At 32.0% G+C, this 24,783-nt stretch carries 23 protein-coding genes and 1 pseudogene; 11 read left to right on the plus strand and 13 right to left on the minus strand.

The window, feature by feature from the left end; translation table 11 throughout:
- Positions 1-113 precede the first annotated feature (113 nt).
- Positions 114-197 (plus strand): annotated as a pseudogene (locus tag DFR66_RS00005) (50S ribosomal protein L20); the annotation flags it as partial.
- Between the two features lie 238 nt (positions 198-435).
- Here DFR66_RS00005 and DFR66_RS00010 read toward each other — a convergent pair.
- Positions 436-1,290 (minus strand): hypothetical protein, encoded by an 855-nt coding sequence (locus tag DFR66_RS00010; protein ID WP_114752835.1) that lies wholly within the window; start codon positions 1,288-1,290, stop codon positions 436-438.
- 345 nt (positions 1,291-1,635) lie between these two features.
- Here DFR66_RS00010 and DFR66_RS13790 point away from each other — a divergent pair, with 345 nt between their 5' ends.
- The 7 genes from DFR66_RS13790 to DFR66_RS00040 all read left to right on the plus strand — a co-directional run bounded on the left by DFR66_RS13790 (position 1,636) and on the right by DFR66_RS00040 (position 6,757).
- Positions 1,636-1,815, plus strand: coding sequence for a hypothetical protein (locus tag DFR66_RS13790; RefSeq protein ID WP_146841061.1), 180 nt, complete (start codon positions 1,636-1,638; stop codon positions 1,813-1,815).
- A gap of 57 nt (positions 1,816-1,872) precedes the next feature.
- On the plus strand, positions 1,873-3,597 hold the full coding sequence (locus DFR66_RS00015) for a tetratricopeptide repeat-containing sensor histidine kinase (RefSeq protein WP_146841063.1): 1,725 nt from the start codon (positions 1,873-1,875) through the stop codon (positions 3,595-3,597).
- A gap of 12 nt (positions 3,598-3,609) precedes the next feature.
- On the plus strand, positions 3,610-4,278 hold the full coding sequence (locus tag DFR66_RS00020; RefSeq protein WP_114752837.1) for a DNA-binding transcriptional response regulator: 669 nt from the start codon (positions 3,610-3,612) through the stop codon (positions 4,276-4,278).
- A 180-nt stretch (positions 4,279-4,458) separates the two neighbouring features.
- Positions 4,459-4,746: a hypothetical protein gene (locus DFR66_RS00025; RefSeq protein WP_114752838.1), complete on the plus strand. Its 288-nt coding sequence runs from the start codon at positions 4,459-4,461 to the stop codon at positions 4,744-4,746.
- Positions 4,747-4,901: 155 nt separating this feature from the next.
- On the plus strand, positions 4,902-5,207 hold the full coding sequence (locus DFR66_RS00030) for a hypothetical protein (protein ID WP_114752839.1): 306 nt from the start codon (positions 4,902-4,904) through the stop codon (positions 5,205-5,207).
- An 18-nt stretch (positions 5,208-5,225) separates the two neighbouring features.
- Positions 5,226-5,498, plus strand: coding sequence for a hypothetical protein (locus DFR66_RS00035; protein ID WP_114752840.1), 273 nt, complete (start codon positions 5,226-5,228; stop codon positions 5,496-5,498).
- Between the two features lie 455 nt (positions 5,499-5,953).
- Positions 5,954-6,757, plus strand: coding sequence for an endonuclease/exonuclease/phosphatase family protein (locus tag DFR66_RS00040; RefSeq protein ID WP_114752841.1), 804 nt, complete (start codon positions 5,954-5,956; stop codon positions 6,755-6,757).
- 1 nt (position 6,758) lies between these two features.
- Here DFR66_RS00040 and DFR66_RS00045 read toward each other — a convergent pair whose 3' ends face one another.
- Together DFR66_RS00045 and DFR66_RS00050 are read right to left on the minus strand one after the other, a co-directional pair.
- A complete protein-coding gene (locus tag DFR66_RS00045) occupies positions 6,759-7,601 on the minus strand; it encodes an isoaspartyl peptidase/L-asparaginase (protein WP_114752842.1) in 843 nt (280 codons plus the stop codon).
- A 61-nt stretch (positions 7,602-7,662) separates the two neighbouring features.
- Positions 7,663-8,535 (minus strand): cyanophycinase, encoded by an 873-nt coding sequence (locus tag DFR66_RS00050; protein WP_114752843.1) that lies wholly within the window; start codon positions 8,533-8,535, stop codon positions 7,663-7,665.
- A 265-nt stretch (positions 8,536-8,800) separates the two neighbouring features.
- Between DFR66_RS00050 and cphA the strand changes: the two genes are divergently transcribed.
- Positions 8,801-11,425, plus strand: coding sequence for a cyanophycin synthetase (gene cphA, locus DFR66_RS00055; protein WP_114752844.1), 2,625 nt, complete (start codon positions 8,801-8,803; stop codon positions 11,423-11,425).
- Between the two features lie 189 nt (positions 11,426-11,614).
- Here cphA and DFR66_RS00060 read toward each other — a convergent pair whose 3' ends face one another.
- The 10 genes from DFR66_RS00060 to tgt all read right to left on the minus strand — a co-directional run bounded on the left by DFR66_RS00060 (position 11,615) and on the right by tgt (position 22,216).
- Positions 11,615-12,874, minus strand: a complete 1,260-nt coding sequence (locus DFR66_RS00060; RefSeq protein WP_114752845.1) for an asparagine synthetase B — start codon at positions 12,872-12,874, stop codon at positions 11,615-11,617.
- A gap of 736 nt (positions 12,875-13,610) precedes the next feature.
- Positions 13,611-14,279, minus strand: coding sequence for a response regulator transcription factor (locus tag DFR66_RS00065; RefSeq protein WP_114752846.1), 669 nt, complete (start codon positions 14,277-14,279; stop codon positions 13,611-13,613).
- A 3-nt stretch (positions 14,280-14,282) separates the two neighbouring features.
- Positions 14,283-15,074, minus strand: coding sequence for a sensor histidine kinase (locus DFR66_RS00070; RefSeq protein WP_114752847.1), 792 nt, complete (start codon positions 15,072-15,074; stop codon positions 14,283-14,285).
- Positions 15,075-15,077: 3 nt separating this feature from the next.
- The gene (locus DFR66_RS00075; protein WP_242008602.1) at positions 15,078-15,470 is read right to left on the minus strand and encodes a hypothetical protein; all 393 of its coding nucleotides are present in this window, start codon (positions 15,468-15,470) and stop codon (positions 15,078-15,080) included.
- 245 nt (positions 15,471-15,715) lie between these two features.
- On the minus strand, positions 15,716-16,096 hold the full coding sequence (locus DFR66_RS00080; RefSeq protein ID WP_114753157.1) for a hypothetical protein: 381 nt from the start codon (positions 16,094-16,096) through the stop codon (positions 15,716-15,718).
- Between the two features lie 187 nt (positions 16,097-16,283).
- Positions 16,284-17,828, minus strand: a complete 1,545-nt coding sequence (gene dnaB, locus DFR66_RS00085) for a replicative DNA helicase (protein WP_114752849.1) — start codon at positions 17,826-17,828, stop codon at positions 16,284-16,286.
- Between the two features lie 152 nt (positions 17,829-17,980).
- A complete protein-coding gene (locus DFR66_RS00090) occupies positions 17,981-18,934 on the minus strand; it encodes an acetyl-CoA carboxylase carboxyltransferase subunit alpha (protein ID WP_114752850.1) in 954 nt (317 codons plus the stop codon).
- Between the two features lie 115 nt (positions 18,935-19,049).
- Complete coding sequence (locus DFR66_RS00095; protein ID WP_114752851.1) at positions 19,050-19,937, minus strand: DMT family transporter; 888 nt, start codon at positions 19,935-19,937, stop codon at positions 19,050-19,052.
- Positions 19,924-21,012 carry an LptF/LptG family permease gene (locus tag DFR66_RS00100; RefSeq protein ID WP_114752852.1) on the minus strand — a complete coding sequence of 363 codons (1,089 nt, stop codon included), beginning with the start codon at positions 21,010-21,012 and terminating at the stop codon, positions 19,924-19,926. The genes DFR66_RS00095 and DFR66_RS00100 overlap by 14 nt, the downstream gene beginning before the upstream one ends.
- Positions 21,013-21,085: 73 nt before the next feature.
- Positions 21,086-22,216 (minus strand): tRNA guanosine(34) transglycosylase Tgt, encoded by a 1,131-nt coding sequence (tgt, locus tag DFR66_RS00105; protein WP_114752853.1) that lies wholly within the window; start codon positions 22,214-22,216, stop codon positions 21,086-21,088.
- Between the two features lie 567 nt (positions 22,217-22,783).
- On the opposite strand from tgt, the gene DFR66_RS00110 reads away from it, so the two are divergent.
- On the plus strand, positions 22,784-23,440 hold the full coding sequence (locus DFR66_RS00110; protein WP_114752854.1) for a hypothetical protein: 657 nt from the start codon (positions 22,784-22,786) through the stop codon (positions 23,438-23,440).
- Positions 23,437-24,468: a histidine kinase gene (locus tag DFR66_RS00115; RefSeq protein ID WP_114752855.1), complete on the plus strand. Its 1,032-nt coding sequence runs from the start codon at positions 23,437-23,439 to the stop codon at positions 24,466-24,468. Before DFR66_RS00110 ends, DFR66_RS00115 begins: the two co-directional genes overlap by 4 nt.
- Positions 24,469-24,783: the final 315 nt, after the last annotated feature.

The following is a 24,783-nucleotide window of genomic DNA, read 5'->3' on the forward strand; positions in this document are numbered from 1 at the left end:
CGCTTATAACGGATGTTTAAAATCCTGTTATAAGCGTTTCTTTATTGTCTAAAAAACGACTCTAATCAAAATAAGCGAAGTTTTTCAGTGCCCTCAATATACCCTTACGTTTTCTTGAATTGAACCGTAAGGTTCTTGCAGATTTAGCAAAGAACCACCCAGATGCTTTCAAAGCAATTCTTAACAAAGTAAAATAAACGTTTTATAAACTCAATTTAGATTACTTACTTATATAGAAACCTCAATCGAAAGATTGGTTTTTTTTTGTTTTCTGTGAGGTGTCTTTTTTTGCTAAAATAGTCAATCCATAGTCTTTTAGGTAAAACCACTTTAGAATCCCTTTTTCTCACAGCTAAAGCTAAAGGCAATTCATGCTGGATGGAATTAAAGAGAAGATGCAAAGACTAGATTTATCTTCAGCTCCAAATGGTATCCTCATTCCTTCAAATTGTATTTCTTAATCATATATTTAGTTATAGGCTTTAATGGTTTCTCATTTATAGGATGTAATCCGGGAGCATTAAAAAGTTCTACAACTCCATCATGTTTGTAATACCAAACAATAGGCTTATCGTTATTAAAGAAATTCAGCTTCTTATTAGAATCCAATTTTTTTAACTTCATCACATTTTCATCAATAGGGATAATCTGCCCTAGTACTCCAGTATCATTTAAACATTCAACTGCGACGTAATGATTTTCTTTCCACATCATGCATTCCTTTTCCGGAAAAAACAGCCCTTTTACAGTATATCCCATAAAAAACAAGGATAACAATACAGCAAAAAAAATGGTTGCTTTTTTTGCTAAACTTTTATTTGTTGCTCCTGCTTTCTCGTCCGTTCTTCTTTCTTCAGAATTACTCTCTATCAATTCCTTTACTTCGACTAATGTAGAAGCTTCTGATTTTCCTCTTGCATCAATTTTTCCATTAAGCAAATATTTATTATAAGGTCTTGGATTAAAATCAATAAGAATGGCTGCCAATTCAATTCTTGTTGTATTCTCAGAATCTTTTTCCCCTTTTAAAAAAGAAATTATAGGCCTAAATCTTGCAATATCATAATTTTCAATACACTTCCTTATACACTGTTCTTCTTTTAAATTAAAAAATAATTTAAATACATTTTCATCTGATTTAGACAACGAATTATCGAAAATCATTAAGCAAAGATTTCGCAATTGAGCTGGTGTAGGATTTAATAAAATACCCGAAACATCTACATATTTATTTTCTTCATATTGGCTTTTAATCGCACTCTTATACTCTTCAAAAGTAATTTTATTCATAAGCATTTACAGGCATTAACAAACATTAAACGGAATCTAACCGAATTACTGGAATTACCGGAATTTCTTAGAAATCAACTAACAAAGACCACATTCCTTTGCTTCAGAATTAGTTCATGTCTTGAATTGCAATAAGGACAAATGTACAAAACTAGTTCTAAAAAAAGTGTCGCTAAACAGTATAGCAAGTTTATTCGGGAAGTATAACCAAACGATTCTGTTACAGCTCACTTCACTTCCCAAAAAGCAAAACCGCAGTTCATAGATTTCACAATGATTGCTACTAGCATGATTCGATTTAAATATCGAACAGGCCAAACTATGTCTAATTTTTAAAATGAAAAAATGAAAAGAATAATTTTAGTATCATGCTATATCATCGTAAGCGTTGGGATGGTTTCCTGTACCAATGATGAAATGGAAACAACTCCAAACAATAATGATAAACAAATAGTTGCAGATGTCCAAGCTGACGATATTGGTGGACAAAATGGGCAAACTCCCATTCCTCCTCCAAAACGATAATGTAAATTGTTGATTAGACCGTTTTCATATTCTAATTAAAATCTGTATTTTCGGGAAATGGTACAAAAAAAGTTACATTTCCCGATTATCATTCTTTTACTGGCAACGTTTTATACGTTGTCCTCCTGTAAAAAGGAACAACCAAATAATAGCAAACCTAAAACCAATACTAATTATTCTGCCTATTTAACTCTTGCAGAAAAACACATGGCAAATCAAGAAAATGATAGTGCCTTTTATTATTACAACAAATCAAAATTAGCTTGTAATGTAACTACGGATAGTGAAAAGATAATATATTCATTACTGAAAATGTCCATTATTCAACAAAATGAAGGCGATTATTCAAGTAGTGAAACTACGGCTACTGAAGCCATTTCTTTTTTCCAAAAAACCACAAATCCCTATTACAAGTGTGCTGTTTACAATATATTGGGTATCAATTATGAGAACCTATTGGATTTTGACAATGCTATTACTAATTACAACCTAGCTTATCAAGAAGCTACAGATGAATTACAAAAAGCAATTCTTCAAAACAATGTCGCAGTTGTATATATGGACAGGCACGAATATCAGCGCGCCATACAAACCCTTATGCCTCTGACTCTAAAAAAAGAAGTTCTTAATAATTCCGAAAACTATGCCCGAGTTCTCGATAATTTAGGCTTTTCCTACTATAAAATAGGTAATTCAAAAAGTCTTGACCATTTAAATCAATCTTTAAAAATAAGAAAACAGATAAAAGATGACTTTGGAATGATCGCAAGTTATATGCATCTTTCAGAATTTCATAAAAAAAACAAACCCAAACCATCTAATGATTATGCACATTTAGCGTATGAAAAAGCAACTAAAATAAATAGTGTAGATGATCGCTTAAAATCATTAGCATTATTAATAGAGAACAGCTCGGGAAATGAATCGAAAGAATTCTCCATATTACACCTGCACATCAATGACAGCATCAATAAAGTCAGACAAAAGGCCAAGAATCAATTTGCCAAAATCAAATACGATTCCAAGAAAGAGAGGGAAGAAAACCTAAATTTAAAAACGCAAAAGGCGGAAAATGCACTTCTGTTAGAACGACAAAAAAACAGAAATTTAATATTATACTTAATTATTGGAATTATAATTATGATAAGTGTAACTATATATAATTATCTAGTAGCCAAAAACAAAAGAGAAAAAATAAAAACCTCGTACGATACTGAAACTCGAATTGCTAAGAAACTTCATGATGAGTTATCGAATGATGTCTATCATACTATGGCTTTTGCGGAAACACAAGATTTATCTACCAGCCAGAATAAAGAAATATTACTAACTAATCTGGATACTATTTATTCCCGAACACGAAATATATCCCGTGAAAACAGCACAGTAGAAACAGGAACATTATTTGTGTCTCATTTAAAAGAAATGATGTCAGGATTCAATACTGATAATGTCAATGTTTTAACAAATGGTATCGATTTGGTTGATTGGTTGGCTATAGAGAGTAATAAAAAAATTATTGTTTATCGAATACTTCAAGAATTGCTTGTCAATATGAAAAAACATAGTCAATGCAGTTTAGTTGTACTGACTTTCAAACAAAATGAAAAAAAATTACAGATAAATTATACCGATAACGGAGTTGGAACAACAATAGAACAATTAAATTCAAAAAATGGTCTTCAAAATGTGGAAAACCGTATTCAGGCTATAAAAGGAATAATTACTTTTGAAACTAAATCAAATAAAGGATTTAAAGTACAATTTATTATTCCAATATAATAACTCAATTCAATGTTCCACAAAGTTTTAATAGCCGAAGATTTAGATAGTATTAGCATAGCAGTTGTTAAAGCTTTGGAAGAAGTTTCTATATTAGAAATTCACCATGCCAAATACTGTGATGATGCTTTTTTAAAAATAAAAAAAGCACTTCATGACAATCAGCCCTATGATTTATTAATTAGTGATTTATCATTTAAACCAGATCATAGAGAAAATAAGCTGAACTCCGGTGAAGAATTAATTGAGGCTGTAAAAAAAGTACAACCCAACATCAAAACTATTGTATTCTCTATAGAAGACAAATCTTTTAGAATAAAATCATTATTCAATAACTTGGGAATTAATGCCTATGTATGTAAAGGAAGAGATAGCATTCCTGAGCTAAAAAAATCGATTCAACACCTATACAATAATGAAGAAATAAAACCATCAGCTGAAATATCTCATGCTTTAAGAGATAAGTCACTTTTTGAAATTGAATCCTATGACATTTCACTTTTAAAATCATTGTCCAAAGGCTTAACTCTGGAAGAAATTTCATCAGAATTTAAAGATTCCGGAATAATTCCAAATGGGAGCAGCAGTCTCGAAAAACGTATCAATAAATTAAAAATCTATTTCAAAGCCAATAATAATGTACACCTAATAGCTATTACAAAAGATTTAGGTTTAGTTTAAAAAACTCAAAAAAAAGAAAAAAAGAAAAATTGATAAAACAATTTATGAAAATAGACAATTTCAAATCTTACAGTTGAATCTGCTCTATTTTTTAAAATAAACACCTCTTTTACGGTTTCCCGTAAAAATATGATTTCTAAAGATATTAAGTTTGACTAATATAATTTTAAATCATATAAAATGGCAGATTTTACTAGAGAAGACTTAGCATTTACTGGATATTCACAAACAATAGATTCTAATGATATTCCTAAAACCATTGAAGTTCTTGATAAGATTTATGTTGATAAATCAGAAGAGTTGGAAGTAATTCATTTCTGTAATCAGTTTCTAAAAAAATATAAGGTCCCTCAAACCCGAGCAAGTTTTCAAAGAGTAGAAAGTTTTTTACAACATCCCAATTTAGAACAAGAAATCTACCGAACTCAATTATTAGATTGGATTGCTAGTAATTGGATAAAAATCTAATGCTCTTTAATTTAAATGTACTAATTCAGAATATTTAATAAGTGGCGTAACACCATACCTTCCTAAATTATTATATTTTATTAATAGAGTACGGAATCCCGTAAGATAATCTCTTTAATCAAAGCTACTTTTGATAATCTAAAAAAATTTAGGTCATGAAGAAAAGCGAAACTAATACCTTTCAGAACGTGCAAGAAAAAAATAAAGAGGAAATAATTCTTGATAAATGGGATAAAAAAATCAAGGAATATAATAATTATGTCAAAGAATACCTCTTACATTATAAAAAATCTCTTAAAGGTAATAGCGTTTCATTATCAAAATACCCCTACTTAAAAGTAAAATCCGAGGTCTTAAGCGAAAAACTGAATAAAGGCGTAAAAAAAGAGTTATTAACCAAAAAGCAAATTAATAAAGTTTTTAAAATTCGAGAAAAAATAGTGAATGCATGTTGTAGTTAAAAAACCATTTAAAAATAAATGAAAAACATAATTATTCTAGGGCTATTATTATTCATAGCAACATTCGCTTATACTTCAAAAAAACAACCTGAAAAACTAAGGAATATGCAATATGACAAGGATGAAAAGTATCCAATAATCAATAGAAACAATTATACATTAAAAAAATTTGACGATCCAATAGAAAACACTTTCGACCTATCTGACGAAAAACCTCGAGTAAAACATCTTTCCAGACATCAAAAAGGAAAAATTATCTACTCCAAAAAAAATCATTATGTTTTAGAATAAACCCTAATTATATTTTACAGCTAATACAAAAAAAGTAAAACTATATTTTTAAATATCTCGTTTTAACTCAATAAAAAATCAAACCTATGAAGTCGTCACTTTTTATTTTAAAATCTAATTTTTTATACGCTGCACATATCACAATAATTATTTTAGGTTTTATTTTTATTATTTATTTAGTATATAGTATTTGGAAAAGGAGATAAAATAAAATTTCATTATTTTGATTAGTCATAGAACAAAAAAATAAAGAATAGAATTGAAAATCACAAAATATAAATTTCACAGTTATTTCACTATTTTTACAATAAAATCAGTTTTAGCATGAAAGGTAAAACCTGAATTTACTGAATATTACACTTCAATAATCATTAAATAGTGGGATACTAATAATTCATAGCCCGTAATTTCAACTATTCTTAAATTAAAAAACTTTAAAATAAAGTCCCTATAAATTGAAATCTCTTTATTCTATTCTACTTTTACTTGTTTCCATTTATTGTTTTTCACAAACCAAGCTCGTTTCTTGGAATATAGAAAATCTTGGTAAATCAAAATCAGAGAAAACGATAAACTTTATCGCACAAACACTAAATGACTATGACATTATTGCTATTCAAGAAGTTGTTGCTGGTTATGGCGGTGCCCAAGCTGTAGCCCGATTAGTTAATGAGCTCAATCGCAAAGGAGCGCAGTGGGATTATACAATTAGTGACCCTACAAGCAGTAGTGCTTACAAAACAGAACGTTATGCTTTTATTTGGAAAACCAGTAAAATAAAAAAGATTGGTAAGGCTTGGCTCGAAAAAAAATACCATTTAGAAATTGATCGAGAGCCTTATTTTTGTACGTTTAAATATCAAAAAAAGGAATTTACCGTCGTTAATTTTCACGCTATTACAAAAAATAGACAACCTGAAACCGAGATAAAATACTTTAAATTTTTACCAAAAGAATATCCAAACTTGAATTTAATATTTGTTGGAGATTTTAATTGTCCGCAATCGCACACCGTATTCAACCCTCTGAAAACTATGGGCTATCAATCTGTTTTGTTTAACCAGAAAACATCTTTGAAAAAAGAATGTAAAAATGATAAATGTCTGGCGTCCGAATTTGACAATATGTTCTATAAAATTACAAAAATGAACATTATAAATTCAGGAATTATCCCATTTTATAAAAACTTTAGTTCATTAAAAGAAGCCCGAATAATATCTGACCATATTCCTATTTGGATTGAATTTTCTTTGAATTAAATCAATCGAAGACTTCAAATTTATCTCCGTCAAAACTGGCAAAAACCATACTGGGATGCGAGTCCTGGTGAAACATATTTCCTTTACTATCTATAGCAATTGCGCCCGCAAAACCATCGTAAGGCTTAAGTTCATTAAACGTTTTAGCAAATGCTTCTTGTAGTGTAAAACCATCAGTAACACGAGTCACAATTTTAGTTGCGGTTGCATTACTAACAATGTCCTCACCTACTCCTGTCAAACTCACTCCACAAAAAGAATTGGCATAATTCCCCGCTACTGTGGCTGAATCAGAAATACGTCCTGGAATTTCGAATCCTTTTCCTCCTGTTGAAGTAGCTACCGCTATCTCACCATTTGAATCCAAGGCTACACAACCCACAGTACCAGTTCCAAGTGATTTTAACTTTGCTTCGTATTCAGCTCTACGTTGAGGAGTTTCTGTAGAAAAAGGTTCAAAACCGTTTTCTCTTGCAAAATTAGTCGCTCCACTCCCACCTAAAACTCTATCTTCATATTGCATTAACAATTGAGCTACTTGAATCGGATTTTTAACTTCTTCAATATTGATAACCCCACTCATTTTTTGCGTTACACCATCCATAACTGCAGCGCTCATTCTGATTTTTCCATCACTTTGAATTTGGGAACCTAGTCCCGCATTAAACAATTCATCATCTTCCAAAAGCGAAACTGCATAAACAACAGTTTCCAATGAAGAATGCGTTTTCAAAAAATTGTACGAATCCTTTACGATTTGTTCTAATGCATTTTGTTTGGCAACTTTTGTTTCGTGATTGGTGGATGATTCCGAAAAAAAACCTCCATGTATGATTATCTTCATAATGTAATGGGTGCAAATTCCGTATTTAGACAGTTTTCTAAATACTAAATTGCTATATTATTTATACGTAGTGTGATGATTGAATGTGCATTTTATGGGTTTCGAGATTGTAAGTATCAAATTTACTCATAACATGCGTTACTAAATGTGAGATTGATATCGGCTGACCTAGTTCAACTTTTGTTAAATTAGTATCTTTTATTTCACGACCATCAACTAAAATAACCAGACCAGAACCTATAGCCTCCATTTGCATATTATTGGTAATCAACAATCCCGTATCTTCGCCAAGTCCTATCCCCAATACTCTTGGATTACCAACAACCGCTTGAAAAAGCCTTCCAATTCTTCCGCGCTGTACAAAATGGGTATCAATAATAACCCCATCTATTAAACCTAATCCACTTGAAATTTTTACTTCACCTTTTAATAAAGCTTCAGAGCTACTGCCTTGATAAATCATATTATTAGAAGCCGCAGCTGCACCAGCTGAAGTTCCGGCATAAATAAACTCTTCATTATGGTATTTATCCAGTAAAATATCATGAAATTTTGTTCCACCAAGAATAGATGTCAATCGCAATTGATCTCCTCCGGTAAACATAACAATATCTGCTGCTTTCAGTCGTGCTAAAACTTCTTCATCCGCTGCTTGTTCCCTTCTTTCTATAGTAAGCACATCTACATTTTTAGCATTTAAATATTCAAAAGCCTTAACATATTCTGGACCTATTTCGCGTGGAATGATTGAAGCAGTTGTAATTACTTCGATTCGTGAATTTTCTTTGTGTTTTGACTCGTTTAATATCCTTTTTAAAATACCTGTTTCAAAAAAGTTTAAATTGCTAGTTGCATTTTTATCTATATCGGTTTCAGTAAAACTTCCTTTATCTACTGCACCTCCTATTATTATTAGTTTTCCTAGTATATTCATTTTGTAAAAATAACTAAAAAGTTAAAAGAAGCCACTGAACTAGGCTTTTTTTTTAAATTATCGCAAACTCAATATTTAATATTTATTTTTAATGCAATAAATTTTGATACCTATTTTTAAAAAACTAATTTAGTTGGATTCTATACTTTTTTTCAAAAAAAAAAAAAAACGTGTCAAATCAGCTCATTTTCTAAGTTAGAATCTATTACATTTAAAATTAATTCATTTATATCCATTTTTAGTTCAAAATAATCTTTCCGTTTTTATGAAAATAATAAAAGTACAAGCACTTCGTGGTCCTAATATTTGGAGCATCCAAAGAAAAAAATTAATCCAAATGCGATTGGATTTAGAAGAAATGGAACAGTTTCCTACCAATAAAATAGAAGGATTTAAAGAACGCATCGAAGCTATGTTCCCTTCGATGATTGAACATCGTTGTTCAGAAGGTTGTCGTGGTGGATTTTTTTCCAGAGTGGAGCGTGGCACTTGGATGGGGCATGTTATAGAACATATTGCACTTGAAATTCAGTCTTTAGCAGGAATGGAAACTGGATTTGGAAGAACTCGAGAAACTAAAACTCCAGGAACTTATAATGTAGTTTTTAGTTACACCGAAGAAAATGTAGGCCTTTTTGCAGCAGAATCTTCTGTTGCTATTGCCGAAGCATTAATAGCTGGAACAGACTATGATTTGAATGCCGACCTGCAGAAAATGCGTGAAATACGCGAACGAGTAAGACTCGGGCCAAGTACTGGTAGTATTGTGGAAGAAGCAGTTTCTAGGAATATTCCTTGGATAAGATTGGGAACTAATTCCTTAGTACAACTAGGATATGGTATCAATCAAATGCGCTTTCAGGCCACTATCACCTGTAAAACAAGTAGTATTGCCGTAGATATAGCTTGCAATAAAGAGCTTACCAAAAAAATGTTGGACATGGCTTCCATACCTGTTGCCAGCGGAAGTATTTGTGTAGACGAAGACGATTTAGCAGAGACCATAAAAAAAATTGGCTATCCAATAGTGTTAAAACCTTTGGATGGAAATCACGGAAAAGGAGCTTCAATCAATGTTACTAATTGGGAGGATGCCGTTTCAGGATTAGCTTTTGCTAAAGAATATAGCAAACGCATTATTGTAGAAAAATTCATTACCGGATTCGACTTTAGAATATTGGTAATCGATAATAAATTAGTTGCTGCTGCAAAACGAGTTCCTGCTCATGTAATTGGAAACGGAACAGATACAATTCAGCAATTAATAAAAACAACGAATCTAGATCCAAGAAGAGGTTACGGACATGAAAACGTACTTACACAAATAGATGTCGATAGAGATACCGAAGATTTATTAGAAAAATTAGGCTACACATTAGAAACCATACCAAAAATTGGTGAAATTGTATTCCTAAAATCTACGGCGAACTTAAGCACAGGAGGAACTTCAGTTGATGTTACTGATATGATGCATCCAGAAAATATATTTCTTGCCGAAAGAATTTCAAGAGTTATTGGACTCGATGTTTGTGGAGTTGATATAATGGCCGAAAATTTAACACAACCCTTAAAGGAAAATGGCGGTGTAATTCTCGAAGTCAATGCAGCTCCCGGATTTAGAATGCACCTAGCTCCTTCTGAAGGATTACCTAGAAACGTTGCTGCACCGGTAATTGATATGCTATACCCACCGGGAAAATCATGCCGTATTCCAATAATTGCTGTAACTGGAACCAATGGAAAAACGACCACTACACGACTATTAGCACACATTGTAAAAAACAATGGTTACAAAGTAGGATTCACTACATCTGATGGGATTTATATTCAAAATCACATGATGGAAAAAGGCGATACTACAGGACCTATTAGTGCAGAATATGTTTTAAGAGATCCAACGGTTGAATTTGCAGTATTAGAAACTGCTCGAGGAGGAATCCTCCGTTCTGGCTTAGGTTTTAGCAGTTGTGATATTGGAATTATCACTAATATTCAAGAAGATCACCTCGGTTTAAGTGATATTCACACCTTAGATGATTTAGCTAGAGTAAAAGCTACTGTAGTCAAAAGCATCAAAAAAAATGGTTGGGCTGTATTGAATGGTGATGATGAACATTGTGTAAAAATAGGACACGATTTAAATTGCAATGTCGCTTATTTTAGTTTGAGCGAAGACAGTGATTTTATTAAAAAACTTTGTGCAGAAGGAAAAACAGTTGCCGTATATGAAAACGGATACATTACCATCAAAAAAGGAGAATGGAAAATCCGAATAGAACGCGCGACTCACGTTCCATTAACATTAGGAGGTAAAGCAAAATTCATGATTGCTAATGTGCTTGCTGCAACCCTAGCCAGTTATTTATGGGGTTTCAAAACTGAAGATATTAGCTTGTCATTACAAACATTCATTCCAAGTGCTGCGCAAACACCAGGACGTATGAACATTTTTGAGTTCAAAAAATTCAAAGTATTAATTGACTTTGCACACAATGCTTCTGGATATAAAGGTGTCGAAGAATATTTACAAAGTGTTGAAGCTACCAAAAAAATAGGAATTATTGCCGGTGTTGGGGATCGTCGTGATGAAGACATTAGAGATTGTGCAACTATTGCAGCCCGAATGTTTGACCATATTATCATTCGTCAGGAAAAATATCTAAGAGGAAGAACTGAAGATGAAATCATTAATTTAATCCTTGATGGAATCAAAAAAACAGGCAAAACGGTTACCTATGAAATTATACCTAAAGAAACTGAAGCGATAAAACACGCTATAAATTGTGCCGAAGAAGGAAGTTTCATCACCGCATTAAGCGATGTTGTTACTAATGCCATCGATATTGTACAAGAATATTTAGACAAAGAAAACGAACACGGAATCGTGTAATTTTTTTTGGAGCTAATCCTGCTGTCCGTTGTATCTTTCTCTGCCTAAAAAGGCAAAGAAAGGATGTCACTCCCATCAGGGCTAAAACACAAAAGCCAATCGATTACGAACATGCCCCAAAAAGTTTGACACTATTTGGGGCATTTTTTATGGAAAGAAAAGTTAAGTATGATTGGCTTTTGTATTATACTACGTTTTAAGTTTTTTCTTTCTCGCTGCTGGAAACAATACATTATTCAAAATCAAACGATATCCTGGCGAATTAGGATGTAAATCCAAAACCGTAGGAGGATCGCCCACCTGATGCTGGAAATCTTCTGGATCGTGACCACCATAAAATGTAAACATTCCTTTTCCTTTTTGGCCATGAATGTAACGTGCTTCACCATTGACCTCACAAGTACCCATAACCAAAATATTTGATTTAATTAGAGGGACATCAAATGCAGTGGTTTGACCCATAAATCCTTTTACAAGTTGGGTATGATTTTGACATAACATACTAGGAATTGGGTCCCATTTTGCCGAAAATTCCATTAATGAAAAATAATCTTTCTCCATAGGAACTCTTCGTTTAGAGGTCATATCAATATCTGAAAATTCATATTGTTCCGGTCTTCTTTCTAAAGTAAAATCTTTGAAAGCAAATGAATTGCTGTAATTCATCTTTGATTGATAATTTCCTTCACTCGGGTCTCCATCAAACATTGCTTCACAAATATCTACCCCATCCGCTGCTAGAGCAATATCAAAACTATCCGTAGCAGAGCACATGGCAAACATAAAACCTCCTCCTATTACAAAATCCCTGATTTTTTTTGCAACGGCGCCTTTTTCTTGAGACACTTTAGGAAATCCTAATTTACTTGCAAGTGATTCTGCATCTTTCTTTTGCTCAATATACCAAGGTACATTTTTATAAGCACCATAAAATTTACCATATTGTCCTGTAAAATCCTCATGATGCAAGTGCAACCAATCATAAAGTAACAATTGATCAGTTAAAACTTCCTCATCATAAATGGGAGTAAATGGGATTTCTGCATAAGTCAGTACCAAAGTCACAGCATCGTCCCAAGGTTGTTTCCCTTTTGGAGTATAAACTGCTATTTTAGGTGCTTTTTCTAATACAACAGATTCCATATTTTGAGAGGGACTAGAAATTTCATTCAGAATTGCTAATTCATCACCATCTGAAATAACTTCAAAACTCACTCCTCTAATTTGGCATTCTTTGCGTATTTCCTCCGCATCTGGCAGTAAAAAAGAACCTCCACGATAGTTAAGCAACCAACTGGCTTTATAATTTTTATCTAAGCACCAATAAGTTATTCCGTATGCTTTGAGATGATTCTGTTGACTTGATTCATCCATTGGCAACAAAATAAAAGAAGCTTTTGCTGTTATACTCAGCAAAAAAATAAGAATATATAGAAAGGATTTCGACATCGATTTTTAATTTTTATACCTCAAAGATAGAAAGTAAGCTATTTATAAACGTAAAATTTAACGATTAAATCTATTCCTAAAAAGTTTATAGATAAAACACGTAAAAATACGCATAACCAAGCAATTTTCTATTCATACTTTAGTAAATGCTTACAATTCATTAAATTAAAAAAAAACTATGAATTCAACAGAAAAAAATAGACCCGTCAATTTTAAAAATATTATTGTAAATGCTGCAATATTCATATTGGTAATACTTATAATTACATTTTATGTAATGTGTTATCACCATATTTTTAATTAAAAAATCACTTTAAAGTATATTTACGATAATCCATTATTGCAAAATTTTATACCTCTTTATCAGAAAAGAACCTTGCTGATACTAAATCAGGATGGGATATTGTCAACAATCAGAAATTTTTATATCAAACCAAACTTAAAATAGTGTAAATAGGGATGAATAAAAAAGATTGTATGACTACTTTGAATTCTTATTTCCATAGCACCTTAAAAAAATAGAAAAAGAAATTTAAAAATAAAAAAATCAAAATGGCACGAGCTATATTTTATTAATTGATTTTGAAATAAATTAGAAAAAAAACAATTGGAAACAATTTATCTTGAAGTATTAAGAAATATAAAACTCCCATTTAAAACCTACAAAAAAGCTTCTGATTACTACAAAATTATTGAAGCTTACTTTCAAAAAAACGTAATCAATTCCTTTATAAAATTAATTATTCAGTAACATTAATCCGTTTTGGATGGCGTAGACCACTAATCCAGCAATATTTTTAGATTCGGTTTTCAGCAACAAATTATTTCTATGCCCTTCAACTGTTCTTGGACTGATAAAAAGTTGCTCCGCAATTTCCACCGTGCTTTTTTGGATACAAATTAATTTAAGAACTTCAATCTCGCGTGGACTAAGAAAGTTGCTATCAAAATTACTCTTGGTCTTTTTATTTGTTAATATATCAGACTGAATGATTTGCATGACATAATCCGTATAATAAAATCCCTTTGAGGCAACTTCATTTATTGTAGTGAGTAATTCTTGTGGTGTTGCATTTTTTATCAAATATGAAACAGCACCTACATCAATCACATTAGCTACAAAAGATTTTGAATCATAACTGGTCAACGCAATGATTTTGATTTCCGGGAATTCTTTTCTAATGATTTTAGTAGCCTCAACTCCATTTATTATTGGCATTTTTAAATCCATGATAATAATATCTGGATGACTATTTTTATTGTTTTGGAGAAAAGAAATTAGTTCGTCACCATTAGAAGCCTCAAAGATAATCTCAATATTTGAATCGCGTCCTAATAAAAAAGAGATTCCTTTTCTAAAAAGAATCTCATCATCAACCAGTATAATTTGAATAGTTTTACTCATTTCTTAAAAATTAAAAACTACTGAAATTCCTTTATTTATCGATGATTCAAAAGTTATCTTACCATTTAAAAATGCAATTCTACTTTCTATATTTTTCATTCCCAAACCTTTCTGATTTTCGTTGTTTTTCATTTCAAAACCAATCCCATCATCCGAATAAAAACACCAATACACATCATTTTTTTTTTCGAAAACTATCGAAATCGTAGATGCTTTTCCATGACGTAATGAATTGTTCATTAATTCCTGCAAAATTCTAAATACATGCAAGTGCCTATCGTTATCAGTAATATCAAAGCTCGTTTTATTTTCATACTGTATTTCAACTACTTTAGAACTGCTAAATTCTAAACACAACTCTTCGATTCCAGCATGAAGTCCAAATTTTTCTAAAACGGGAGGCAACAAACCGTGTGCAATTTTTCTAGAATTATCAAGTGCTTTGCTCGTGAGCTCAATTATAGTTTTTGTAATCCCAAGTGTTTCATTTTCGGTTAAGTTAGGTGCCGTAAGTAGGTAACTGTTTAAAGAAACTATATTTAGCTTAGAACTAATATCGTCATGTAAATCTTGTGCAATACGTTTGCGTTCCTCTTCTTGCGTAATAATTACAGCACTTAAAAGTTCCTTTTGATACTGAATCTCTAGGTCTTTCTTTTCTAATTCTTTTTGAATTATTTTCTTTCTTGAAAAATAGAAAAATAAAATTAAAGTCACCGCAATGACAATAAAAAAACCAGAGATGTAAAAAATGATCTCTACTATTTCTTTCTCATTCGCTAAATTTTTCAACATAAGTTAATTTTTAATTGCTTTTTTGTAAAAACTTTTTTTCCATTCAACTAAAATAAGCAATTGAAAAAGAATTATTAAAAACGAATTTAACGTCCAAGTCAAAAACTTAACAGCATCACTCAAACCAATTGTTAAATTTCCTACAAAAAATAAAACAGTACTTGCTAATAAATAAGTAATTATTCCTATAGTTAAATAATAATACTGCTTCTTCTCTAATAACATGTTGTACAAATGCATTACGGCATACAAAACTACAAGTAGTGAAGTAAGAGCAATTTCAAGTAAATTAAACTTAAAAAATTGTTCAGGATTGATTGTATAATCAACTATAAGTATTACACAACCTGCAAGCATACTGTATTGTATTATAGCAACTTGTGTTTTTGTCTTCATTAATGATTTGTAAAAAAATCCCAAACACAAAAACTGACCTATAAAGTAAACATGAACGAAATATAAATTATCTATACTTTGAAGTACTAAAATTTCCATACTTACTTGTGCAATTACCAAAATTGTAAGATAATAAACAAGATACTGAAAGGTTTTCCCATATTTAGAAAAACCTCGCCAATATAAAAAAAAGTTTAGTAGTAATATAAAATATCCTAAATAAACAAATATCAAATTTATTAGTATCAATTTTGAAGTGGACTGTTAGGATCTCCATATGGAGGGCAAGGTCTAGAAGCATCATACACAATACTAATATCTTCATCTTCGTTAGGTTCTTTTTCAGTTTCCGAAGTTCCAAAAACGTCTCTATAGATCCCTGTTTCATCTTTGTTTGCTCCTACAAACAAGAGTGTTTTTTCATTATTATCATTTATACCCATATAAGCACGCACAGCTTCTGTTTTAAGAGCTAATACTGCTTCAAGACTTTCTCTTGGAATTAAAAAAGCATTTACTTTCTTTTTAGAATCCTCAATTTCAATATTGTTTTGAAACGCTTTGGTCCATTTTTCGGCAGTTTGTAATGAAATTTCAATTGACCCTGGGAAATTTTCGTTGTCCATAATCATGAGTTTATTTTAGGTTAGTTTTGTAGTACTTAATTTATTAAATAAGCGAAGCTAAGTTATTCAATTTTTTTCAATAAAATAACATTATGATTTCATTAATAACATAGTGATAATTTTTTACAAAAAAATGCCCTCAAAAAATATTCATTTGAGGGCATTTTTATACAATTACAATATACTATTAAAAGGGCACATCACTGTCATCATCTAAATCATTCAAATTACTGCCAAAAGCTTCATTAGCCGATGGTAAGTTTTTAGTAATAAAAGGATTATCATCTTGATTCATACTTGAAGGTAAATCATCATATCCTCCACTAAAATCTTCTAAATTATCAAACTTTCCTAAATGTCCAATAAACTTCAATCGAACGTTTTCTATACTACCATTACGGTGTTTAGCAATCATTATTTCTGCCTGTCCAGTCGTTGGTGAAGCTTCATCATCATCCCATTCGTCAATTTTATAATATTCCGGACGGTATAAAAACGATACAATATCGGCATCTTGCTCAATCGCCCCAGATTCACGTAAATCCGATAACAAAGGTCTTTTACTAGATCCACGCGTTTCTACCGCACGCGACAATTGCGAAAGTGCTATAACCGGAACATTTAATTCCTTGGCCAATGCTTTTAAGTTTCGGGAAATGGTTGAAATCTCCTGCTCTCTATTTCCGCCACCTTTTCCGTTTCCTCCGGCTGTCATCAATTGCAAATAATCAACAATGATGATTCGGATGCCGTGTTGCGAAACCAAACGTCTTGCTTTAGCTCTTAAATCGAAAATAGACAATGAAGGTGTATCATCTATAAACAATGGTGCTTTTTCTAAATTTTTAACTTTTGTACTCAATTGTTCCCATTCGTGTTTTTCTAGTTTCCCGGTTCGCAATTTCTCTGAAGACAAACCTGTTTCTGAGGATATCAAACGAGTAATCAACTGAACCGATGCCATCTCAAGAGAAAATAAGGCAACTGGCATCCCAAAATCAATTGCCATATTTCTAGCCATCGATAATACGAATGCGGTCTTACCCATTGCTGGTCTTGCCGCTATAATAATTAAATCACTAGGTTGCCAACCCGAAGTAATCTTATCTAATTTATCAAATCCGGTTGCAACACCGCTCAATCCTTCTTGGCCGGCAATTTCCTCGATTCTTTTCTTGGCCTGTAACACTAAACTCTGAGCTGTTTCGGAGCTTCGTTTGATATTTCCTTGTGTTACTTCATATAATTTGGATTCCGCTCTGTCTAATAAATCAAAAACATCTGTCGTTTCATCGTAGGATTCTTCAATGATTTCTGAAGAGATTCGAATCAAACTACGCTGAATAAATTTTTGCAAAATGATTCTGGAGTGAAATTCAATGTGTGCCGAAGAGGAAATCTTTTGCGTAAGCTGAATTAAGTAAAAATCACCGCCTGCTAACTCTAATTTTGCATTTTTCTTAAGTTGAGCAGAAACGGTTAATAAGTCAATAGGCTGTGTTTCTGTAAACAGCTGTACAATAGCCTCAAAAATATGTTTGTGTGCATCTTTGTAAAAAGCATCAGGCTGTAAAATATCAATTACATCATCAACTCCTTTTTTATCAATCATCATGGCACCCAGCACTGCCTCCTCTAAATCGAGAACTTGAGGTGGCAATTTCCCTTTTTCTAAGCTTATAATTGTTGTTTTATCCACCTTTACAGGGTTTATATTTCTGAAGTTTTCCATAGAACGAAAGTAGCAAAAATTAAAAAAATATTGTCATTGAGTTGTTACAAACTATTGTTCATAAGTAACTATTTTTTGTTTATAACCCAAAAAAAATCCGTCTAGTTCTAGGGTTTTAGCACGAGACGGATTAAAGATTGATTTGTAAGATTTTACTCTTTATATTCGCCCATTCTGCTGTATTTATCCATTCTTTGAGCTATTAATTCTTCTGTTGATAAGTCTTTCAATTCATTAAAACCTTTCATGATATATTGCTCCACCGTTTTGAAAGTAGTCTCTTTATCATAGTGTGCACCACCTAAAGGTTCTGGAATAATATCATCTACTAATTTTTGTTTTTTCATGTCAGCAGAAGTCAACTTTAAGGCCTCAGCAGCCTGTTCTTTGTATTCCCAGCTTTTCCATAAAATAGACGAACATGATTCTGGAGAAATAACAGAATACCAAGTGTTTTCCATCATATATACTCTGTCACCAACACCTATTCCTAATGCTCCTCCAGAAGCTCCTTCACCAACAATTACTGTGATAATAGGCACTTTTAGACGAATCATTTCAAATATGTTTCTAGCAATCGCTTCACCTTGTCCACGCTCTTCGGCTTCTAATCCAGGATAAGCTCCCGGAGTGTCAATCAAAGTCAAAACAGGAATGCCGAATTTCTCAGCCATTTTCATCAATCGCAACGCTTTTCTATATCCTTCTGGATTTGCCATCCCGAAATTTCTATACTGACGCATCTTAGTATTGATTCCTTTTTGTTGACCCACAATCATGAATGATTGTCCATCTATCTGACCTAAACCACCAATCATGGCTTTGTCATCTTTAAAATTTCTATCACCAAAAAGTTCTAAGAAAGTTCCTTTTGTAAGATTAGAAATGTGTTCTGAAGTGTAAGGTCTATTAGGATGACGAGAAAGTTGGACACGCTGCCAGGCAGTAAGGTTTTTATAAATTTGCTTTTTAGTCTCTTCTAACTTTTTGTTGATTTGTTTGCAAGTATTCGTTACATCAACATCTGATTCCTGACCAATAACGAGACATTTGTCTAACTGCTCTTCTAGTTCTTTTATTGGAAGCTCAAAATCTAAATATTCCATAGGATTTTTGCGTTTTTGTTTTTATTTCGAACCGCAAATATAAAATTTTATATCGTTCGAAATGGTAAATATTCTATTTATGTGTAAAAGTTTGCTTCTCAAAACAATGAGAAAATTATTCTTTTTTGTTCTTTTGATAGTGTTTTATAACTCCGTTAAGGATTACAGTGATTACAATTATTAATGCACCGATGTAAAACTCAAAGCTCATTTTCTCTTTTCCGCCAAGAATAAAATACGCCAATACTATCCCATAAACGGGTTCTAGATTAGTAGTCAGCATTACCGTGTACGGCGTTAACTTTTTCATCACTTTTACTGAAGCCGTAAAGGCATAAGCTGTACAAACAGAAGCCAAAATCAGAATTAAAATCCAATTATGAGCCGTGAGTACAAAAAAGTCTGTGGTGAATTTCCCTTGGAACAAAAAATAAATCGAAATAAAACAAACACCTGCTAGAAATTCATAAAAGGAAATTACTGAAGGATCGTGATCTGCAATCAATTTTCCGTTCATTAACGTAAATAAAACACCTAATATTATGGATGCCAAAGCGTATAACATACCATTGAGATAGTTGATTTCGACTTTCATAATCAGTGCTAGTCCAGCGATTATGATGAGTCCAAAAAAGACTTCGTACCACAAAACCTTTCGACCAAAAAACAAAGGCTCAAGAATTGATGCAAAAAAAGCACCCAACGAGAAAACGGATAACGTTATTGACACATTAGAAACATGAATCGCCTTGAAAAAAAAGATCCAATGTAACGCTATCAATAACCCGACGAAAATCAATTTGAAAAACGATTTTAAAGGAATTTGAAATGATTTTTTTTTGAAAACCAAAAACAACGCCAGAAAAACACCGGCAAAAAACATGCGATACCAAACTAAAGCATCTGCTGTTATGGTAATTAAAGCGCCTAAAATAGCTGTAAAACCCCAAATAAAAACAATCAAATGGAGGTTTAAATAACTTTTTAAATTATCGTTTTGCATTTCGTAGTAGATAAATGGCTAAAATTCCAAAAGCAATATTAGGCAACCATACCGCTAACATGGGAGGAATACTGGATTTTTCGGCCATTACGCCAAATATTTTATCAAAAAATACAAAGGCAAAAGCCAGAGCTATTCCTATGGCCAGATTTGTTCCCATTCCGCCTCTTCGTTTCATAGAAGAAACTGCAACCGCAATAATAGTTAGTATAAATGCGGAAACCGGAATACTATATTTCTTATATAAAACCACTAAATACACATTGATATTAGAAGAACCTCTTTCTCTTTCTTTTTCAATAAAAGCATTCAATTTTCCTAAACTCAAGGTTTCTGCGATATAAACCACTGGCGTTAAATCCTCTAAATCAAAAGTGAAAACAGCATCTTTTTGGGGAAGTTTTTCAATTTTATCATTCAGTACACCCACAGTTCTTTTCGTGTAATCATACATCGTATAAGTACTGTCTTTAGGATTCCATTTAATTCTGCTGGCCGTGATTTTATGAACTAATTTTTCGTTTTTAAACTTTTCTAAGGAGAAATTAAATGCGGTTTTAGACTCAGTATTAAAACTGTTTACATAAATAAACTCATTGTCGTTGATTTGGCGATACACATCCGTATTATCACCGCGCATGGCTTCCCTTCCGCCTCCTTTTAAGTAGGTGTATCTGAAATTATTAAAACCTTCACTTGCCGCCGGAACCACAAAGAAACCCATTAGTAATACAAAAACAGAAACGATAGATGCGCCTATAATATACGGTCTCAAAAATCGTGTAAATGAAATTCCCGAACTTAAAATAGCAATAATCTCCGTATCATTGGCCAGTTTTGACGTGAACCAAATCACCGATAAAAACAAAAATATAGGGAAAAGAGAATTGGCAAAATAAACCGTAAAGTTGTAATAATAAAGTGCTATCTCCATAAATGGAACTTTATTTTCCAGCATTTTATTGATCTTCTCCGATACGTCTACGACAATTCCTATGGGGATAAACAACAATAGCATCACCGCAAATGTGGCTAAATATCTTTTTAGGATGTATTTGTCTATTATTGTAAGCATGTTTTAAATTATGAGTTATGAGTTATAAATTATGAACTACGAGCTAACTCATAATTTATAATTCATAATTATTTTACAAACGCTGGCTCATATTTTTCACCATCATTTCTTTCCATGGTCTGAAATCGCCTGCTAAGATATGTTTTCTGGCCTCACGAACCAACCACATATAAAAACCAAGATTGTGTATCGTTGCAATTTGTTTTCCCAAGTATTCATTGGCAGCAAAAAGGTGACGCAAATACGCTTTCGTGTATTCTGTATCTACAAACGTAATTCCCATTTCGTCAATTGGAGAAAAATCAGCTTCCCACTTTTTGTTTTTGATATTTATCGTACCATTTGCTGTAAACAACATTCCGTTTCTGGCGTTACGCGTAGGCATCACACAGTCAAACATGTCGATTCCAAGAGCTATATTTTCCAAGATATTTATAGGAGTTCCCACGCCCATCAGGTAACGCGGTTTGTCTTCCGGCAGGATTTCACAAACCACTTCAGTCATTGCGTACATTTCTTCGGCAGGTTCCCCTACTGATAGTCCGCCTATCGCATTTCCTTGCTGGTTAGAATTCGCAATATATTCTGCTGATTGTGCGCGTAAATCTTTATAGGTACTTCCTTGAACAATAGGAAAAAACGTTTGTTCGTACCCATATTTAAAAGGTAAGGTATCGAGGTGATTGATGCAACGATCCAGCCAGCGATGCGTCATTTTCATCGAGCGTTTTGCGTAGTTGTAATCACACGGATACGGCGTACACTCATCAAAAGCCATGATAATATCGGCACCAATGGTACGCTGAATTTCCATCACATTCTCTGGCGTAAAAAAGTGGTAGGAACCATCAATATGCGATTTGAACTTCACGCCTTCTTCCTTAATTTTTCTATTAGCCGAAAGGGAATACACTTGGTATCCACCAGAATCCGTCAAAATATTACGGTCCCAGTTCATAAATTTATGCAAACCACCGGCTTTCTCTAAGATTTCCGTTTGTGGTCGTAAATATAAGTGGTAGGTATTTCCCAGAATGATATCCGGGTTGATATCTTCTTTCAGTTCCCGCTGATGCACTCCTTTTACCGAAGCCACAGTACCCACAGGCATAAAAATTGGAGTTTCAATCACCCCGTGATCAGTAGTAATGCTTCCCGCTCTGGCTTTAGACTGCGGGTCTTTTTTTAATAAATCAAACTTCATAGTAACGTATTTCACCCGATTGTTCGGCTGGCAAAGATAGGTTAATTTGAAATCTACATCAAAAAAATGTTTTTCAACCTATAAAGTAAAAAAGTGTCCCAAAAGCTATCGGAATGAAAATCAAATTACACCAACTTTTTAAGAGAAAAAGGAGACAATTATAGCGTTCAAAAATGCATGTACAATTTAGTGCTTAGGCTTGGGCGTGCCCTAAAAAGGTCGGGCTATTCGTTGTAATCTTTTACTCCGCTGCGCTTCATAAAAGGATTTCCACTACAAACGAAGTTCACTGAACTCCTATGAAAAATATCAAAAAAGTGAAGTAATCCATCACGCGATATTTGGTTTAACAACAACTAAAATCTTAATATTATTATTCAAAAAAGCACCTTATTAAATAAAATACCTTTTGATAATTTGTAAGAAAATTTGAATATATTTGGAAATCAATAAAGCGAAACAAACCTTCGCCTATCTACCCATATTTGGGTGTATATACGAAGGTTTGTATCGACTATAATCAAGTTATGCACAATTTAACCATAAACGATAAAAACAAATAAATAGATGAATATACTAAATTGGTTTTATAAAAAACCTAATATACCACAACGCAGTTTAGACGATATAAAACGTGTAACTAAAATTTTGTTTATAGATGATATAAAATTTGAAGTTGTAGAAAAAATTTCTACAAATGGATGGAGACAATGTTCAAGAGTTAAAGATATTGAGGATCTTGACCATGCAGATGTAGAAAAAACTCATATTTTTTTTGTTGATATTCAAGGTGTTGGTAAAAAATTAAATTTTCCTGACGAAGGTCTTGGATTAGCAAGAGCATTAAAGGAAAAATATCCATCTAAAGCTGTCATCCTTTATTCTTCTGAAGGTAAAAGAGATATTTTTGATAATACCTTATCAATTGTTGATGCTCGAATAAGGAAAAATGCGGATACATACGAATTTTTAAAATTAACCGAAAAATTTGCAAATCAAGCTTTTTCTCTCGAAGAATGCATTCAGAGAATTCAAAAACTTGTAAAAGACGAAACAGGAGAATTTTTAGAATTAAGTTTAATTAAAACTAACTTATTAAAAGTTCAAAATAAAGGTGAAATAGATTCCGATAAGGTCCTTAAAGCATTTAAAGTAACAGCTCAGTCTGGTTCTATAATTGGAACAATAATAAAAACTTTTTTAACACATTCTGTTTCACCATGAGGTTTATTATTAAAGAAAACGGTAAAATATTAGTTAAAAATATCGATTTAAATGATTGCTGTTTAGACAATTTAATTCCAAATCAGACAGAAAAGTATTTTTGTAACAAAAAAAAAGAGTTCAGAAGGCGTGGAGTTTTTAAGAAAGGAGATATTGAAGTATTATTATGCATAAATGAAGCTGTTGATTCTACAAGAATTTGGAAAAGCAAAGCGATTTTATTGCATGATTTTATAGAAACTTTCAAAGATTTAAAGATAGAGCTTTCAAAAGATTTTATAACTATTACCGATAGACTAACACATAATTTAAAAAAATATAACGCACATTGCATACAAGCATCCGAAAATATTTTAGACCCATATTCTAATTCGTCAGGAACTAAATCACAAATCGATACAATTAAAAGTAACTTAACTTTAAATGTAAGTAAAAGTAGTAGTTCACTTTTAAAAATAATAAAAAATAACAAATTAATTCAAGCAGAATTAAGTGTATATGACAGACTTTATAAATTTAATAATGAAAAATTAGAAAAGTTATCACATTCAATTCATAGATTAATTAAAGCTACTTTATCAGCATTTTGGGATTCATTTATAGAAAACAATGTCGTTGTCGAAATTGAAAATTGCTACGATGAAGTAAATGTTGATTATGAAACTATTACTGTTGCTTTAGTTCATTTAATTGACAATTGTACAAAATATACTTGTCCCCACTCTACTCTAAATATAACTTTTAGCAAATTAAATTCAAAACAATTAATAATTACTTTTAAAATGTTAAGCCTAAGAATTTACGAATATGAATTAGATGAAATATTTAATGAAGGTTTTTCAGGTGAGCTTTCATGTTATTTAGGTCTTAATGGTAGTGGAACAGGAATGTATATTATAAAAAATTTTATTGAATTAAATGGAGGTATTTTAAATCTAAAAATAGATACAAATCATTCGAAAAACATGAAATATAATGGAAGTGAATATGAAGAAAACATCTTTGAAATAATACTTCCATTAACATAAACTGTGCATAACACACGCCTTGCACCATTTGCGAATTTAGTGGAATTACCGTTTTTAGATTGTATTTTCGTTTAAAGGAAAATACTCGTCTTCGTAAGTCGCAAACGGCTCAAGGCGCCGGAACGTTTACCATGAAATCAACAGACAAATAATAATAAAGTTATCCTTTTTTTAACACAAGCCCAATTTAGAGGATGGTAAAAATCAATATAAAAAAAACCGAACTACTCTTAGGTTTCTACAAAGTGAGTAGCGATAAATTATCTATGAACCACTAATAATCATTAGATTACGTGCTATGAACCCATAAGATAG

The sequence above is a fragment of the Flavobacterium glaciei genome (genome assembly GCF_003350545.1).
Taxonomy (GTDB): Bacteria; Bacteroidota; Bacteroidia; order Flavobacteriales; family Flavobacteriaceae; genus Flavobacterium; species Flavobacterium glaciei.

What these genes read in the sequence shown, in the direction of transcription:
- DFR66_RS00010 (WP_114752835.1), bottom strand. Translation starts at nt 1,290, where the DNA reads ATGAATAAAATTACTTTTGAAGAGTATAAGAGTGCGATTAAAAGCCAA.
- DFR66_RS13790 (WP_146841061.1), top strand. Translation starts at nt 1,636, where the DNA reads ATGAAAAGAATAATTTTAGTATCATGCTATATCATCGTAAGCGTTGGG.
- DFR66_RS00015 (WP_146841063.1), top strand. Translation starts at nt 1,873, where the DNA reads ATGGTACAAAAAAAGTTACATTTCCCGATTATCATTCTTTTACTGGCA.
- DFR66_RS00020 (WP_114752837.1), top strand. Translation starts at nt 3,610, where the DNA reads ATGTTCCACAAAGTTTTAATAGCCGAAGATTTAGATAGTATTAGCATA.
- DFR66_RS00025 (WP_114752838.1), top strand. Translation starts at nt 4,459, where the DNA reads ATGGCAGATTTTACTAGAGAAGACTTAGCATTTACTGGATATTCACAA.
- DFR66_RS00030 (WP_114752839.1), top strand. Translation starts at nt 4,902, where the DNA reads ATGAAGAAAAGCGAAACTAATACCTTTCAGAACGTGCAAGAAAAAAAT.
- DFR66_RS00035 (WP_114752840.1), top strand. Translation starts at nt 5,226, where the DNA reads ATGAAAAACATAATTATTCTAGGGCTATTATTATTCATAGCAACATTC.
- DFR66_RS00045 (WP_114752842.1), bottom strand. Translation starts at nt 7,601, where the DNA reads ATGAAGATAATCATACATGGAGGTTTTTTTTCGGAATCATCCACCAAT.
- DFR66_RS00050 (WP_114752843.1), bottom strand. Translation starts at nt 8,535, where the DNA reads ATGAATATACTAGGAAAACTAATAATAATAGGAGGTGCAGTAGATAAA.
- cphA (WP_114752844.1), top strand. Translation starts at nt 8,801, where the DNA reads ATGAAAATAATAAAAGTACAAGCACTTCGTGGTCCTAATATTTGGAGC.
- DFR66_RS00060 (WP_114752845.1), bottom strand. Translation starts at nt 12,874, where the DNA reads ATGTCGAAATCCTTTCTATATATTCTTATTTTTTTGCTGAGTATAACA.
- DFR66_RS00065 (WP_114752846.1), bottom strand. Translation starts at nt 14,279, where the DNA reads ATGAGTAAAACTATTCAAATTATACTGGTTGATGATGAGATTCTTTTT.
- DFR66_RS00070 (WP_114752847.1), bottom strand. Translation starts at nt 15,074, where the DNA reads ATGTTGAAAAATTTAGCGAATGAGAAAGAAATAGTAGAGATCATTTTT.
- DFR66_RS00075 (WP_242008602.1), bottom strand. Translation starts at nt 15,470, where the DNA reads ATGAAGACAAAAACACAAGTTGCTATAATACAATACAGTATGCTTGCA.
- DFR66_RS00080 (WP_114753157.1), bottom strand. Translation starts at nt 16,096, where the DNA reads ATGGACAACGAAAATTTCCCAGGGTCAATTGAAATTTCATTACAAACT.
- dnaB (WP_114752849.1), bottom strand. Translation starts at nt 17,828, where the DNA reads ATGGAAAACTTCAGAAATATAAACCCTGTAAAGGTGGATAAAACAACA.
- DFR66_RS00090 (WP_114752850.1), bottom strand. Translation starts at nt 18,934, where the DNA reads ATGGAATATTTAGATTTTGAGCTTCCAATAAAAGAACTAGAAGAGCAG.
- DFR66_RS00095 (WP_114752851.1), bottom strand. Translation starts at nt 19,937, where the DNA reads ATGCAAAACGATAATTTAAAAAGTTATTTAAACCTCCATTTGATTGTT.
- DFR66_RS00100 (WP_114752852.1), bottom strand. Translation starts at nt 21,012, where the DNA reads ATGCTTACAATAATAGACAAATACATCCTAAAAAGATATTTAGCCACA.
- tgt (WP_114752853.1), bottom strand. Translation starts at nt 22,216, where the DNA reads ATGAAGTTTGATTTATTAAAAAAAGACCCGCAGTCTAAAGCCAGAGCG.
- DFR66_RS00110 (WP_114752854.1), top strand. Translation starts at nt 22,784, where the DNA reads ATGAATATACTAAATTGGTTTTATAAAAAACCTAATATACCACAACGC.
- DFR66_RS00115 (WP_114752855.1), top strand. Translation starts at nt 23,437, where the DNA reads ATGAGGTTTATTATTAAAGAAAACGGTAAAATATTAGTTAAAAATATC.